The sequence below is a fragment of the Streptomyces sp. NPDC057877 genome, from assembly GCF_042796855.1.
Classification (GTDB): Bacteria; Actinomycetota; Actinomycetes; order Streptomycetales; family Streptomycetaceae; genus Streptomyces.
This window is the reverse complement of sequence record NZ_JBHVMS010000011.1, coordinates 311,705-324,761: the sequence shown is the minus strand read 5'-3', so window position 1 is coordinate 324,761 and position 13,057 is coordinate 311,705. Positions and strand designations below refer to the sequence as shown.

12 protein-coding genes are annotated in these 13,057 nt (G+C 70.2%); 3 read left to right on the top strand and 9 right to left on the bottom strand.

What is annotated here, in order from left to right:
* Positions 1 to 252 precede the first annotated feature (252 nt).
* The 3 genes from ACFVQG_RS31680 to thyX all read right to left on the bottom strand — a co-directional run bounded on the left by ACFVQG_RS31680 (position 253) and on the right by thyX (position 3,942).
* On the bottom strand, positions 253 to 1,938 hold the full coding sequence (locus ACFVQG_RS31680; protein ID WP_383389941.1) for a ribonuclease J: 1,686 nt from the start codon (positions 1,936 to 1,938) through the stop codon (positions 253 to 255).
* A 151-nt stretch (positions 1,939 to 2,089) separates the two neighbouring features.
* Entirely contained in the window at positions 2,090 to 2,989 is a 900-nt protein-coding gene (gene dapA / locus ACFVQG_RS31675) for a 4-hydroxy-tetrahydrodipicolinate synthase (RefSeq protein ID WP_383389938.1), read from the bottom strand.
* 212 nt (positions 2,990 to 3,201) lie between these two features.
* Complete coding sequence (thyX, locus tag ACFVQG_RS31670; protein ID WP_383389936.1) at positions 3,202 to 3,942, bottom strand: FAD-dependent thymidylate synthase; 741 nt, start codon at positions 3,940 to 3,942, stop codon at positions 3,202 to 3,204.
* 224 nt (positions 3,943 to 4,166) lie between these two features.
* Between thyX and ACFVQG_RS31665 the strand changes: the two genes are divergently transcribed.
* Both ACFVQG_RS31665 and ACFVQG_RS31660 read left to right on the top strand, forming a co-directional pair.
* Positions 4,167 to 4,406: a hypothetical protein gene (locus ACFVQG_RS31665; RefSeq protein ID WP_383389934.1), complete on the top strand. Its 240-nt coding sequence runs from the start codon at positions 4,167 to 4,169 to the stop codon at positions 4,404 to 4,406.
* 101 nt (positions 4,407 to 4,507) lie between these two features.
* Positions 4,508 to 5,062, top strand: coding sequence for a hypothetical protein (locus ACFVQG_RS31660; RefSeq protein WP_383389932.1), 555 nt, complete (start codon positions 4,508 to 4,510; stop codon positions 5,060 to 5,062).
* Between the two features lie 52 nt (positions 5,063 to 5,114).
* Here ACFVQG_RS31660 and ACFVQG_RS31655 read toward each other — a convergent pair whose 3' ends face one another.
* The 5 genes from ACFVQG_RS31655 to rpsO form a co-directional block, all read right to left on the bottom strand.
* Positions 5,115 to 5,567: a hypothetical protein gene (locus tag ACFVQG_RS31655; RefSeq protein WP_383389930.1), complete on the bottom strand. Its 453-nt coding sequence runs from the start codon at positions 5,565 to 5,567 to the stop codon at positions 5,115 to 5,117.
* Between the two features lie 16 nt (positions 5,568 to 5,583).
* Positions 5,584 to 6,336, bottom strand: a complete 753-nt coding sequence (dapB, locus tag ACFVQG_RS31650; protein ID WP_383389927.1) for a 4-hydroxy-tetrahydrodipicolinate reductase — start codon at positions 6,334 to 6,336, stop codon at positions 5,584 to 5,586.
* A gap of 25 nt (positions 6,337 to 6,361) precedes the next feature.
* Complete coding sequence (locus ACFVQG_RS31645) at positions 6,362 to 7,741, bottom strand: M16 family metallopeptidase (RefSeq protein ID WP_383389925.1); 1,380 nt, start codon at positions 7,739 to 7,741, stop codon at positions 6,362 to 6,364.
* Positions 7,738 to 9,957 (bottom strand): polyribonucleotide nucleotidyltransferase, encoded by a 2,220-nt coding sequence (locus ACFVQG_RS31640; RefSeq protein WP_383389923.1) that lies wholly within the window; start codon positions 9,955 to 9,957, stop codon positions 7,738 to 7,740. Before ACFVQG_RS31640 ends, ACFVQG_RS31645 begins: the two co-directional genes overlap by 4 nt.
* A 331-nt stretch (positions 9,958 to 10,288) precedes the next feature.
* Positions 10,289 to 10,576, bottom strand: coding sequence for a 30S ribosomal protein S15 (rpsO, locus tag ACFVQG_RS31635; protein ID WP_383389920.1), 288 nt, complete (start codon positions 10,574 to 10,576; stop codon positions 10,289 to 10,291).
* 268 nt (positions 10,577 to 10,844) lie between these two features.
* Here rpsO and ACFVQG_RS31630 point away from each other — a divergent pair, with 268 nt between their 5' ends.
* Positions 10,845 to 11,123 carry a DUF397 domain-containing protein gene (locus tag ACFVQG_RS31630; RefSeq protein WP_383389917.1) on the top strand — a complete coding sequence of 93 codons (279 nt, stop codon included), beginning with the start codon at positions 10,845 to 10,847 and terminating at the stop codon, positions 11,121 to 11,123.
* Between the two features lie 188 nt (positions 11,124 to 11,311).
* Here ACFVQG_RS31630 and eccD read toward each other — a convergent pair whose 3' ends face one another.
* The gene (eccD, locus tag ACFVQG_RS31625; RefSeq protein ID WP_383389914.1) at positions 11,312 to 12,841 is read right to left on the bottom strand and encodes a type VII secretion integral membrane protein EccD; all 1,530 of its coding nucleotides are present in this window, start codon (positions 12,839 to 12,841) and stop codon (positions 11,312 to 11,314) included.
* Positions 12,842 to 13,057 lie beyond the last annotated feature (216 nt).

Below are 13,057 nucleotides of genomic sequence, written 5' to 3'. Positions count from 1 at the left end.
AGATCTTTTTCTCGGTCTGATTTCCTCGGTGCTTTCCAGGTTCCCGCTTTCGCGTTTCCCTTTCCGGCGGCTCCGACTTTATCAGAAGTTCTGAGTCGGAATTTCCAGCCCCGCTCCGGGTTCGTCCCCGGTGCACGAGGCAGTCGGGTTCCCGGTTGGGCGGAGCCGTAAACGTACTGGAGCGGGGCGCCTGGATGCAAATCGAGGCGCCCCGCTCCGGAGTTGGCGTGAGGCAGGCGCCGCACGCTGTGGTCAGACCTCTACGACGACCGGCAGGATCATGGGCCTGCGCCGGTAGGTGTCGGAGACCCACTTGCCCAGCGTGCGGCGGACGAGCTGCTGGAGTTGGTGGGGTTCGACGATGCCGTCCTGGGCCGAACGCTCCAGGGACTCGGTGATCTTGGGGATCACCGCGTCGAAGGCGGAGTCCTCGATGCCGGAGCCGCGGGCCTGGATGTGCGGGCCCGCGTTGATCTTGCCGGTGGTGGCGTCGATGACCACGAAGACCGAGATGATGCCCTCGTCGCCGAGGATCTTGCGGTCCTTGAGCGCGGGCTCGCCGACGTCGCCGACGGAGAGGCCGTCGACGTAGACGTATCCCGCCTGGACCTTGCCCGAGATCTTCGCCTTGCCCTCGACGAGGTCGACGGCGATGCCGTCCTCGGCGATGACGATGCGGTCGTGGGGGACGCCGGTCATGGCGCCCAGTTCGGCGTTGGCGCGCAGGTGGCGCCATTCGCCGTGGACCGGCATCAGGTTCTTCGGGCGACAGATGTTGTAGAAGTACAGCAGTTCGCCCGCTGACGCGTGGCCGGAGACGTGCACCTTGGCGTTGCCCTTGTGGACGACGTTGGCGCCCCAGCGGGTCAGGCCGTTGATGACGCGGTAGACCGCGTTCTCGTTGCCGGGGATCAGGGACGACGCCAGGATCACCGTGTCGCCCTCGACGATGCGGATCTGATGGTCGCGGTTGGCCATCCGCGACAGCGCGGCCATCGGTTCGCCCTGGGAACCGGTGCAGACCAGGACCACCTCGTGGTCGGGGAGGTCGTCGAGGGTCTTGACGTCGACGACGAGGCCCGGGGGGACCTTGAGGTAGCCGAGGTCCCGGGCGATGCCCATGTTGCGGACCATGGAGCGGCCGACGAAGGCGACCCGGCGGCCGTATTCGTGGGCGGCGTCGAGGATCTGCTGGATGCGGTGGACGTGGCTGGCGAAGCTGGCCACGATGATCCGCTTGCGGGCGGTCGCGAAGACCTGGCGCAGGACGCCGGAGATGTCGCGCTCGTGCGGCGTGAAGCCGGGGACCTCGGCGTTCGTGGAGTCCGAGAGGAGGAGATCGATGCCTTCCTCGCTCAGACGTGCGAACGCGTGCAGGTCGGTGAGGCGGTTGTCCAGCGGGAGCTGGTCCATCTTGAAGTCGCCGGTGTGCACCACCATGCCCGCGGGGGTGCGGATGGCCACGGCCAGCGCGTCCGGGATGGAGTGGTTGACGGCGACGAACTCGCAGTCGAACGGGCCGATGCGCTCGCGGTGACCCTCGGCGACCTCGAGGGTGTACGGCCGGATGCGGTGTTCCTGGAGCTTGGCCTCGATGAGGGCGAGGGTCAGCTTGGAGCCGATCAGGGGGATGTCCGGCTTCTCCCGCAGGAGGAAGGGGACGCCGCCGATGTGGTCCTCGTGACCGTGGGTGAGGACGATGCCCTCGATGTCGTCGAGGCGGTCCCGGATGGACGAGAAGTCCGGCAGGATCAGGTCGATTCCGGGCTGCTCCTCCTCGGGAAAGAGCACTCCGCAGTCGACGATCAGCAGACGGCCGCCGTACTCGAAGACCGTCATGTTCCGGCCGATTTCACCGAGGCCACCGAGCGGGGTGACACGCAGGCCGCCCTCGGCGAGCGGCGGGGGCGGGCTCAGTTCAGGATGCGGATGACTCAAAAGACTCTCCTCAAACACGCGCGCCACGTACCGGTAGGGCACGTGGCGCGCATGACGTTCGTGCAAAGCAGTTGTCGTGTGGGTGCAGGCACCGGTGGCCTGCCTATTCAGTTGTGAAGTCCGTGCCCGGCTCCGCGGGCGAAGTCTGTTGTCAGATCTGTACCCCGCCGGCGGCAAGATCGATCTTGAGTTGCTCGATCTCCTGCGCGGTCAGCTCCACCATGGGAGCGCGCAGCGGGCCGCCGGGGAGGCCCTTCAGGGCGAGGGCGGCCTTGGTCGTCATGACGCCCTGGGTGCGGAACATCCCGGTGTAGACCGGGAGCAGCTTCTGGTGGATCTCGGTGGCCTTCTGGACGTCGCCCGCGGTGTACGCCTCGACCAGGGAGCGCAGCTCGGGGGTGACGACATGGCCGACGACCGAGACGAAGCCGACCGCGCCCACGGAGAGCAGCGGCAGGTTCAGCATGTCGTCGCCGGAGTACCAGGCGAGGCCGGAGCGGGCGATGGCCCAGCTGGCGCGGCCGAGGTCGCCCTTGGCGTCCTTGTTGGCGACGATCCGGGGGTGCTCGGCGAGGCGGACGAGCGTCTCCGTGTTGATGGGGACGCCGCTGCGGCCGGGGATGTCGTAGAGCATCACCGGCAGCTCGGTGGCGTCGGCGATGGCCGTGAAGTGCCGGTAGAGGCCCTCTTGCGGGGGCTTGTTGTAGTACGGCGTGACGACCAGCAGGCCGTGTGCGCCGGTCTGGGCGGCGGCGTGCGCCAGCTTGATGCTGTGCCGGGTGTCGTTGGTACCGACTCCGGCGACGATATGGGCGCGGTCGCCCACGGCCTCCAGTACCGCGCGCAGCAGGTCCGATTTCTCCACGTCGCTGGTGGTGGGCGACTCGCCGGTGGTGCCGTTGATGATCAGGCCGTCGTTGCCTGCGTCCACCAGGTGGGCGGCGAGCCGCTGCGCGCCGTCGAGGTCAAGTGCGCCGTCCGCCGTGAAGGGCGTGACCATGGCGGTGAGGACCCGCCCGAAGGGGGTCTGCGGAGTGGAGGTCGGAGCCATGGGCTACACGCTACTCGTTGCTCATCCGTGGGTCTGCCCTCGGGGGGCGGGAAAAGTCCTGACAAAGGGGGAGCCCGGCACTGCCTGCTCGGGGGTTCAAGCAGTGCCGGACCCGTTTGATCAGGCTAGATGAACTTCGCTAAATGCCGCAATACGGACACTTCATGAGGCTGAACCGCACATGCGTCCCAGCGGGGTGAAACGGGTGTGCGCTACGGCGCCACGCGACCGTTGGTGTTGAAGGCGGCGTGCGTGAGGGGCATGAGCCGGGCCCACTCCCGCTCCATCTTCTCGCCGACCATCTCGATCTCCCGCTGCGGGAAGGACGGGACCTTGGCCAGTTCGTGCTGGGTGCGCAGGCCGAGGAAGTGCATCAGCGAGCGGGCGTTGCAGGTGGCGTACATCGACGAGAACAGGCCGACGGGGAGGACGGCGCGGGCGACCTCGCGGGCGACGCCCGCGGCCAGCATCTCCTGGTACGCCTCGTAGGCCTGGCGGTAGGAGTCCTCCATGACGCGACCCACCAGCTCCTGCTGGGCCTGGGTGCCCTCGACGAAGCGGTACTTGCCCGGGCGGCCCTCCTGGACCAGCTTGCGGGACTCGTCGGGGACGTAGAAGACCGGCTGCAGCTCGCGGTAGCGGCCGGACTCCTCGTTGTACGACCAGCCCACACGGTGCCGCATGAACTCGCGGAAGACGAAGATCGGGGCGCTGATGAAGAAGGTCATCGAGTTGTGCTCGAAGGGGCTGCCGTGCCGGTCCCGCATGAGGTAGTTGATCAGGCCCTTGGAGCGCTCCGGGTCCTTCGTCAGCTCCTCCAGGGACTGCTCACCGGCGGTGGAGACGCGCGCGGCCCACAGGACGTCGGAGTCGGCCGCGCTGTGCTTGACCAGCTCGACGGTGACATCACTGCGGAAGCTGGGCTTGAGGTCGTCTGCGGGGGTGTCGGTCACGGCGTGCGGGGTCCTTCCATCACTTTCCTCGGGCGGCGCCCACTCTACGGCCCGGCTCTGACATCGGGGCGTTCGGTGCCGGGACCCGACAACTTCGGTGAAGACCTGTGAATTCGGCGAAAGTGGGCACCTTTTGGGGCACTCGCTCGTCTGTGCCTATGAAAGGCACTTCTGTGCCAGCGCAGGCCCCTTCCACCGCAGCTCTGAGAGGAGCGGTAACCCCGATGTTCCGTCGGCGTGAACCCGTGCCGTTCGCCTTCCTCGCCGAAGCCGACAGGTTCCGCAGCAATGTCACTCCCCCGCCCCCGGACAGGGCGTCCGTCGGGCAGATAGCCGGGCGCTGGCTGCTGGGGCTCACGATCGTGGCCGGGCTCGTGGGGTCGCTGGTGCTGGGCATGCCCGCGCTGGAGACCGACCACGCGTCGACGGGGTCTCAGCAGTCCCAGGCGTCGGACGGGCGCTGAGCCCGCGCTGACTCGTACGGACCCCCGAGGGTGGTAGGCGGGGACCGGGGTCGATAGCCTCACCGGGCACAGCCCATGGATGGAACGAGTGAGGACCAGCCGTGCCCCTGCCCTTCCTGACGGCCGACCGCGCTTTCGACGCCGCGGACGACGTCGCGTTGCCGTTCGACGACCGTGACCGCTGGCGTCGCCCCTACCGCCCCGGTCCCTGGCGGGTCGGCGCGGCGGCGATCGCGTTGCTGCTCGCCTCGTATGTGCTCTTCGCGGGGGTCATCATCGCCCTGACGGACACCGTGTCGGCCGCGGGCGCGATCTTCGGCATCGCCCTGGTGGTGATCGTCGTGGCCCTGCGGATGCTGCGCATGGGCGTGTGGGTGAGCGCCCACGGAGTGCGCCGCGCGGGCTTCCTGGTCACGCGGACGACGCCCTGGGACCGCGTCGTCTCGGTGCGGACGGTGCAGCAGCCGGTGCGCTGGCTCGGGCTGCCGCGGACGGTGCAGGGGCAGGCGCTGCTCCTGGTCCGCCAGGACCGGTCCGCGCAGGACGTGCCGCCGCTGCTGACCACCCACAACGCCGACTTCCTGGCCCGGCCGGAGTCCTTCGACCGGGCGGCGGACTCGGTGGAGGCGTGGGCCGCCGAGTACCGGCGCGGCTGAGTCACCGCTGAGGGGGCCGGTCGGCACGCACTGCCGACCGGCCCCCTCAGTGTCAGACCTGGACGGGTTTGCCGTCGTGCAGGGCGATGGCGCGCTGCATCGCCTTGCGGGCGCGCGGGGTGTCGCGGGCGTCGTGGTAGGCGACGGCGAGGCGGAACCAGGTGCGCCAGTCGTCCGGGGCGTCCTCCGTCTCCGCCTTGCGGCGGGCGAAGACCTCGTCGGCGGAGTCGCGGTCGATCCGCCCGCTGGGCAGGCGCCGCAGTTCGTCGACGGGCAGCCCGCCCTCGGCCTCGAGTTCGGCGGCGAGCTGGTTGGCCCTGCGGACGAACTGGGTGTTCTTCCACAGGAACCACAGCCCGATCACCGGCAGGATCAGCACCGCGACGCCGAAGGTGACGGTGAGGAGCGTGCCGGTCCTGATCAGCAGCAGGCCACGGCTTCCGACCAGGGCGAAGTAGAAGACCAGGACGGCGGCCGTGACGAGGTAGGTGATCTTCGCGCGCATGTGACGGGCTCCCGGCTCAGTCGAGGTCCAGGAAGTGCTCCAGGCCGAAGGTGAGGCCCGGAGTGGTCACCACCCGGCGTACGCCGAGCAGGACGCCCGGCATGAAGCTGCTGTGGTGCAGGGAGTCGTGGCGGATGGTCAGGGTCTCGCCCTCGCCGCCCAGCAGGACCTCCTGGTGGGCGAGCAGGCCGCGCAGCCGGACCGCGTGCACCGGCACGCCGTCGACGTTCGCGCCGCGGGCCCCGTCCAGGGCCGTGACGGTGGCGTCCGGCGCCAGGGCGCTGCCCGCCTTGGCGCGGGCCTCGGCGATGAGCTGGGCGGTGCGGGTGGCGGTGCCGCTGGGGGCGTCAGCCTTGTTCGGGTGGTGCAGCTCGACGACCTCGACGGACTCGAAGTACGGCGCGGCGAGCTGGGCGAACTTCATGGTCAGTACGGCGCCGATGGAGAAGTTGGGGGCGATGAGCACGCCGGTCTCCGGGGACTGGGCCAGCCAGCCCCTCAGCTGCGCGAGGCGGTCGTCGGTCCAGCCCGTCGTACCGACGACGGCGTGGATGCCGTGCCGTACGCAGAAGTCGAGGTTGCCCATCACCGAGGCCGGTGTGGTCAGTTCGACGGCGACCTGGGCGCCGGTCTCGGCCAGCGTCTCCAGCTTGTCGCCGCGGCCGAGGGCGGCCACCAGCTCCATGTCCTCGGCGGCCTCGACCGCCCGTACCGCCTCGGAGCCGATCCGGCCCTTGGCGCCGAGGACCGCCACGCGCAGCTTGCTCATGTTGTTGCTTCCTTCGGGGGAGGGGTTAGGCGACGGCGTCGTGCAGCCGGGACGCCTGGCGGTCCTTCAGCGGGCCGATGACCGACAGGGACGGCCGCCTGCCCAGGATGTCGCGGGCGACCGAGCGGACGTCGTCCGGGGTGACCGAGGCTATCCGGGACAGCATGTCGTCGACGGACATCTGCTCGCCCCAGCACAGCTCGCTCTTGCCGATGCGGTTCATCAGCGCCCCGGTGTCCTCCAGACCGAGGACGGTGGAGCCGCGCAGCTGGCCGATGGCGCGGTCGATCTCCTCGTCGGACAGGCCGTGCTCGGCGACCTGGTCGAGTTCGTCGCGGCAGATCTTCAGCACGTCGTGGACCTGGGAGGGGCGGCAGCCCGCGTAGACGCCGAAGAGGCCGCAGTCGGCGAAGCCGGAGGTGTACGAGTACACGCTGTAGGCCATGCCGCGCTTCTCGCGGACCTCCTGGAACAGTCGGGAGGACATGCCGCCGCCGAGGGCGGTGTTCAGCACGCCGAGCGCCCAGCGGCGGTCGTCGGTGCGGGACAGGCCGGGCATGCCGAGGACGACGTGCGCCTGCTCGGTCTTGCGGCCGATCAGCTCGACGCGGCCCGCGGTGCGGATGGCCCGCTGCCCCGCGCGCGGGGCGATGGGGGCGGCGACGGGGTCCTTCAGGGCGCCCGCCCGCTCGAAGGCGGCGCGCACCTGCCGTACGACCTTGTTGTGGTCGACGTTGCCCGCGCAGGCGACCACCAGGTGGGTGGGGTCGTAGTGCTTCTTGTAGAAGCGGCGGATGCGGTCGGCGGTGAGGGCGTTGACGGTGTCGACCGTGCCGAGGACGGGGCGGCCGAGGGGGTTGTCGCCGAACATCGTGTGCGCGAAGAGGTCGTGCACACAGTCGCCGGGGTCGTCCTCCGTCATGGCGATCTCTTCGAGGATGGCGCCGCGTTCGACGTCGACGTCCTCCTCGAGGATGAGGGAGCCGGTCAGCATGTCGCAGACGACGTCGATGGCCAGCGGCAGGTCGGCGTCGAGCACGCGCGCGTAGTAGCACGTGTACTCCTTGGCCGTGAAGGCGTTCATCTCGCCGCCCACGGCGTCCAGCGCCGAGGAGATGTCGAGGGCGCTGCGGCGCTCGGTGCCCTTGAAGAGGAGGTGTTCGAGGTAGTGCGTGGCGCCGTTCAGGGCCGGGGTCTCGTCGCGGGAGCCGACGTGGGCCCAGATGCCGAAGGTGGCGGAGCGCACGGAGGGGAGGGTCTCGGTGACGACGCGCAGGCCCCCGGGGAGGGTGGTCTTGCGGACGGTGCCGATGCCGTTCTCGCCCTTGATGAGGGTTTGGGTACGGGCGACGGCCCGCGCCTCCGAAGAGGAGCGGGCCGTCGCCTTGGAGCCACGGGACGTCACTGGTCGGCGTCGTCCTTCTTCTCCTCGGCGGCCTCTTCGCCCTCGATCACGGGGATCAGGGAGAGCTTGCCGCGCGAGTCGATCTCGGCGATCTCGACCTGGACCTTCTGGCCCACGCCGAGCACGTCCTCGACGTTCTCCACGCGCTTGCCGCCGGCGAGCTTGCGGATCTGCGAGATGTGCAGCAGGCCGTCCTTGCCGGGCAGCAGGGAGACGAAGGCGCCGAAGGTGGTCGTCTTCACGACCGTGCCCAGGTAGCGCTCGCCGACCTCCGGCATGGTCGGGTTGGCGATGGAGTTGATCGTCGTACGGGCGGCCTCGGCGGAGGGGCCGTCGGCGGCGCCGATGTAGATCGTGCCGTCGTCCTCGATGGTGATCTCGGCGCCGGTGTCCTCCTGGATCTGGTTGATCATCTTGCCCTTGGGGCCGATGACCTCACCGATCTTGTCGACCGGGATCTTCACGGTGATGATCCGCGGCGCGTTGGGGGACATCTCGTCGGGCCGGTCGATGGCCTCCATCATCACGTCGAGGATGTGGAGACGCGCGTCGCGGGCCTGCTTGAGGGCGGCGCCCAGGACGGAGGCCGGGATGCCGTCCAGCTTGGTGTCGAGCTGGAGGGCGGTCACGAACTCCTTCGTACCGGCGACCTTGAAGTCCATGTCGCCGAAGGCGTCCTCCGCACCGAGGATGTCGGTGAGGGTGACGTAGTGCGTCTCGCCCTCGATCTCCTGGGAGATCAGGCCCATGGCGATACCGGCGACGGGGGCCTTCAGCGGCACACCGGCGTTCAGCAGCGACATGGTGGAGGCGCAGACCGAGCCCATGGAGGTCGAGCCGTTGGAGCTGAGCGCCTCGGACACCTGGCGGATCGCGTAGGGGAACTCCTCGCGCGTCGGCAGCACCGGCACCAGGGCGCGCTCGGCGAGGGCGCCGTGGCCGATCTCGCGGCGCTTCGGGGAGCCGACGCGGCCGGTCTCGCCGGTGGAGTACGGCGGGAAGTTGTAGTTGTGCATGTAGCGCTTGCGGGTCACCGGGGAGAGGGTGTCCAGCTGCTGCTCCATGCGGAGCATGTTGAGGGTGGTGACGCCCAGGATCTGCGTCTCGCCACGCTCGAACACGGCGGAGCCGTGGACCCGCGGGATGGCCTCGACCTCGGCGGCGAGCGTACGGATGTCCGTCAGCCCGCGGCCGTCGATGCGCTTCTTCTCCTTGATCACGCGCTCCCGGACCAGGGCCTTGGTCAGCGAGCGGTAAGCGGCGGAGATCTCCTTCTCGCGGCCCTCGAACTCCGGCAGGAGCTTCTCGGCGGCGAGCGCCTTGACGCGGTCCAGCTCGGCCTCGCGCTCCTGCTTGCCCGCGATGGTCAGCGCGGAGGCCAGCTCCGGGCGGACGGCGGCGGTCAGGGCCTCGAGCACGTCGTCCTGGTAGTCCAGGAAGATCGGGAACTCACCGGTCGGCTTGGCGGCCTTCGCGGCGAGGTCGGCCTGGGCCTTGCAGAGCACCTTGATGAAGGGCTTCGCGGCGTCCAGACCGGCCGCGACGACCTCCTCGGTGGGCGCCTCGGCGCCGCCCTCGACCAGCTTGATGGTCTTCTCGGTGGCCTCGGCCTCGACCATCATGATCGCGACGTCGCCGTCCTCCAGGGTGCGGCCCGCGACGACCATGTCGAAGACGGCGTCCTCAAGCTCGGTGTGCGTCGGGAACGCCACCCACTGGCCGCGGATCAGCGCGACGCGGACGCCGCCGATCGGGCCGGAGAAGGGCAGACCGGCCAGCTGCGTGGACGCGGAGGCGGCGTTGATCGCCACGACGTCGTACAGGTGGTCGGGGTTGAGGGCCATGATCGTGGCGACGACCTGGATCTCGTTGCGAAGGCCCTTCTTGAAGGACGGGCGCAGCGGGCGGTCGATCAGCCGGCAGGTGAGGATCGCGTCCTCGGAGGGGCGGCCCTCACGGCGGAAGAAGGAACCGGGGATCTTCCCGGCCGCGTACATGCGCTCCTCGACGTCCACCGTCAGGGGGAAGAAGTCGAGCTGGTCCTTGGGGTTCTTGGAGGCGGTGGTGGCCGACAGCACCATGGTGTCGTCGTCCAGGTACGCCACGGCGGAACCGGCGGCCTGCTTGGCCAGGCGGCCCGTCTCGAAGCGGATGGTGCGGGTGCCGAAGGAGCCGTTGTCGATGACGGCCTCGGCGTAGTGGGTCTCGTTCTCCACTAGCGTTTTCTCCGTTACTTGTCGTCTTTCGTCCCTCGGCTGCCCGTGCGGCAGGGGGACGGTGGCGGAGAAGCGCCGCTCCTGGTGCAAGCCGGTCTTCGATCGAAGCACCCGGGACGCTTTCCCCCGGGGGCCACTACCGAGGACCGGCGGCGGCGAGATGCGCTTCTCCTCGTGCGTGGTGCGTGGCGGCATACCCCGTACGGGTACGTCGTATCACGCTGTGTACGTATTGCGTTGTGCTACCACACTACAAAGCGTCAGTGACACTCCGCACGTACAGCAAAGGGAGCGGTCCCCGAACTGCGGGAACCGCTCCCTTCGCGGCGTCTTACTTGGCGCCCGCCGCACCGCGGCGGATGCCCAGGCGGTCAACCAGCACACGGAAGCGCTGGATGTCCTTCTTGGCGAGGTACTGAAGGAGGCGGCGACGCTGGCCGACCAGGATCAGCAGACCCCGACGGGAGTGGTGGTCGTGCTTGTGGACCTTCAGGTGCTCGGTCAGGTCGGAGATCCGACGCGACAGCAGGGCGACCTGGACCTCGGGGGAGCCGGTGTCACCCTCCTTGGTACCGAACTCGGACATGATCTGCTTCTTCGTAGCGGCGTCGAGCGACACGCGTACTCCTCATGGGTCTGTGAAGGGCCGCCGAGTGCCCCCGGTCTGCGTCTCGGGGGAGCTTCCATGACTCGGAAGGCGGGGATCCGCTGGGCGCGGCCTCCAGAGCGCGACGGCTCCGGGGGTGCGTACACATACGGCCGTCAGCCAGAGTACCAGCAGCTTCGGGCCGCCCGGACCGCGGGCCGGGAACGGCCCGGGCGGCGTGGGTGCGGCGACTAGGGTGACCGGTTGGACTGTTCGTACGTCTGGAAGGGGTCGCCCAGCGATGGCGGAGACGGAAGCCGAGATCAAGGCGCGCAAGGAGCGGGAGCGGGACGAGCTGTACGCCCTCGACATCTCCGGCGTCGAGTGGCACAGCGCGCCGGGCACCGAGGAGCACGAGGAGCGGGTGGAGATCGCCTACCTGCCCGACGGCGCGGTGGCCATGCGGTCGTCCCTCGATCACGACACCGTGCTGCGGTACACGGAGGCGGAGTGGCGGGCGTTCGTGCTGGGCGCGCGGGACGGGGAGTTCGATCTGGAGCCGACCCAGGGCGCGGACTGAGCGACCGGTGAGGACGTAGCGGGGGTGCACGCGCGCGTGCACCCCCGTTCCCGTCAATCCGTGATGGACCGTCGTTCGCCTCGACCCGCCATGGGCCGTCGTTCCCGTCGACCCGCCACGAACCGTCGTTCCCGTCAACCCGCCACGGACCGTCGTTCCCGTCAACCCGCCACGGACCGTCGTTCGCGTCAACCCGTCATGGACCGTACCGCCGCGTACACGTCGAAGACGGCGAGCGCGAGCGGCACCAGGGTGAGCAGGACGAAGCCCTCGGCGATCTCCAGGAAGCGGCCCCAGAAGGGCGTCAGCCCGCTGCGCGGGACCACCAGGCCGATGGCGGTGATGAGCGCGGCCGTCGCCGCGATGGCCGCGATCAGCCAGATCGTGCGCATGTCGAGGTCGGCGCGGTCCCCCGCCAGCGCGTCGCGGACCAGCGCGCCGGGCGGGTTGAGCGCCAGGCCGAGGCCGAGCGCGACCAGGGAGCCGAGACCGGCGGCCAGCAGGGCGGCGACCTGCGCGGTGTAGCGGAACAGCTGGGCGCGCATCAGCAGGGCGATTCCGGTGGCCAGGGCGAGCAGCTGCGCCCAGAGGTCGGCGGTGAAGCCGAGGACGAGGGCGGAGCCGACCGCGACCAGCGCGCAGCCGCCGACGAGGCCGACGAGCAGTTCGTGGCCGCGCCGCGCCTGGGCCTCGATGCGCTCGGCGTCCACCGGCTCGGGGGGTTCGGGATCGGCGCCGTAGACGCTCCGTGGGGCGGTGTCCGGTGCCTCGAAGCCGATGGGCAGCCGGGCGAAGCGCATGGACATGCCCGGCAGGAAGGCCAGGGCGCCGATGGCGACGGGGGCGCACAGGGCGGCGATCTCGGCCGGGGTCCAGTGCTTGAGGAGCGCCGCGAAGGTGGCGATCAGGGCGAGGCCCGAGGCGACCGTGAAGGCGACGAACGGGCCGTCCGCGCGGGGTGAGCACAGGGTGAGGATCACCGAGGCCACCAGCACCGCCGCGCAGGCCAGCAGGAACTGGAGCTTGCCGATCCCCTGCCCCTCGGACAGCGACAGCAGCCCGGAACCGGCCACGCCCACGTTCGGCAGGGCGCCCAGGCCCAGCGCGACGGCCGAGGCGCGGTCGTCGTACACGCGCGCGCGGACACAGCCCATGACGACGAGGAGGACCCCGGTGACGCCCGCGAGGATGCCGGGCACGCTGTGCATGTCGTGGCGCGGGTCGGCGGTCCAGGCGACGAAGGCCAGCAGCGCGGGCAGTACGCCACCGCCGATCAGGCCCGCCGCGCGCGTGAGGTCGCCGTGCCACAGGGAGCGGTCGCGGGTGACCGCGGAGGCCACCGCCTCGGAGACGTCGTCGAAGACCGCGGGCGGCAGCGACTCGGAGAAGGGGCGCAGGGTGAGGAGTTCGCCGTCGAGAATGCGCTGCGCCGCGAAGGAACGGGAGCTGTCCAGGACGGCGCCGTCGCGGCGTACGAGGTGGTAGCCCACCGGGGCGCCCTCGGCGGCGGTCTGCCGGGAGAGCCGGAGGATCTCGGGCAGGACGTCGGCGACCGGTATGTCGTCGGGCAGCGCGACGTCGATGCGGCTGTCCGGCGCGACGATGGTGACCCGGCAGAAACCGAGCCCGGTCACCGTCCCGGGCCCGGCCGGGGCCGTCTGGCCCGGTCCGCCGGTCCCGCCCGTGCCGGTGGCCGCCGTGGAGGCCGTGATGCTCACCTGCTGCTCCCCCTCAGTGCTGCTGCTGTGTCCTCGTTGTCGCGGTAGTGGCGCCGGTCGTACCGGTGGCCCCGCTTCCGCGACGGCGGATGTGAAGGTCCTGCGCCGCTTTTCCGGGCGCCCGCCGTCGGGCGGGCGGAAAGGGCGGCCGTCCGGCCGGGGCCGGTCCTCCGCACCGCGCCACATCTCACGCGATGTCCGGTATTTCCGGTCGGG

Coding starts and splice junctions, on each gene's coding strand:
- dapB (WP_383389927.1), bottom strand. CDS start 6,336: ATGAGCAAGCTGCGCGTGGCGGTCCTCGGCGCCAAGGGCCGGATCGGC.
- ACFVQG_RS31665 (WP_383389934.1), top strand. CDS start 4,167: ATGTTCCGTCGGCGTGAACCCGTGCCGTTCGCCTTCCTCGCCGAAGCC.
- dapA (WP_383389938.1), bottom strand. CDS start 2,989: ATGGCTCCGACCTCCACTCCGCAGACCCCCTTCGGGCGGGTCCTCACC.
- ACFVQG_RS31655 (WP_383389930.1), bottom strand. CDS start 5,567: ATGCGCGCGAAGATCACCTACCTCGTCACGGCCGCCGTCCTGGTCTTC.
- ACFVQG_RS31630 (WP_383389917.1), top strand. CDS start 10,845: ATGGCGGAGACGGAAGCCGAGATCAAGGCGCGCAAGGAGCGGGAGCGG.